The sequence below is a fragment of the Spiroplasma sp. ChiS genome (assembly GCF_002968355.1).
GTDB classification, from domain to species: domain Bacteria; phylum Bacillota_I; class Bacilli_A; order Mycoplasmatales; family Mycoplasmataceae; genus Spiroplasma; species Spiroplasma citri.
On the sequence record NZ_PUUH01000174.1, the window covers coordinates 1 to 1,036 of the forward strand.

The window sequence follows — 1,036 nt, forward strand, 5'->3', positions numbered from 1 at the left end:
TAATTTTATTAATAATAGATTTTTTGGATGTTTCAACTATTTCAATAATTTTTTCTTGTTGAAAAGAGAAAAAAGAAAATTTTTGAAAAAGAAAAAGAATTAAAATAACTCCAATAATTAAACAAAATAAATTATCAAATGAATTATAATTTCGCATTTAATTTCTCCTTATAAAGGTATTTAAAATATAAAATAAAACTAGTAACACATAAAAATAACCAAAATAACATATTAAAATAAAAAAACAAAACTAARAATTGTTGTGCCTCTTGTGAGGCAAAATAAATAGTAGCAACACATAAACCAACAAAAAATAAGATAAAAAAACTAAATAAAGAATAAAAATATAATTTTAATTTTSTCATTTCATTTCTYCTTTATTCATRATTTTTCTTTATTCCTTTTCAAAAAGGTAATTATTGGCCTTTTTCTTTATTATTATTTAAGAAAACAAGTTTAGAAACAATCACTTTCGTGCTGTTTTTTTCTTCCCCATTTTGGTCGTTATATTTTTGAATAGATAACGAACCTGCAACATAAAGGTGGTCTCCTTTTCCTAAATAAGTAAAAAGATTATCTGCTTGTTGTCGAAAAACGACACAATTAACAAATAATGGTTTATTTTTGTCTTTATCTTTATGTGAATTAACCGCGATTTGAAAATTAACAACTGTTGTTTCCTCGCTATTGATTTTGACATATTCCTTTTTTAAATCATGAGTAAGATGACCCATTAAACGTACTTCATTTATCATTTTTTTCTTTTCCTTTATAGATTATTTGATTAACTTTTAAATCATCTGAAATCAAATTATAAGGTGATTTATAAAGAGGTTCTTTATTAAATTCTTTAGGTATATCATTTTCTTTTTCATTAGGTTCTACATCTAAAAAATCTAATTTACCGTTTTCTTGGACCTCACGCATCATACGGTGAACATCTTGGCGATAAATTCCCATGTAATTCGCCATTTGACACATTTGATGAAATAAACGGGCAAATTCTTTTGTTTTTAATTCTCCATTTAAAATATAA

At 23.7% G+C, this 1,036-nt stretch carries 1 protein-coding gene and 1 pseudogene; both read right to left on the reverse strand.

Annotation, left to right across the window (positions count from 1 at the left end):
- Positions 1-416: 416 nt before the first annotated feature.
- Positions 417-755 (reverse strand): single-stranded DNA-binding protein, encoded by a 339-nt coding sequence (locus tag C6B38_RS04965; RefSeq protein ID WP_105298869.1) that lies wholly within the window; start codon positions 753-755, stop codon positions 417-419.
- Positions 685-1,036 (reverse strand): annotated as a pseudogene (locus C6B38_RS04970) (hypothetical protein); the annotation flags it as partial. The gene C6B38_RS04965 and the pseudogene C6B38_RS04970, both read right to left, overlap by 71 nt.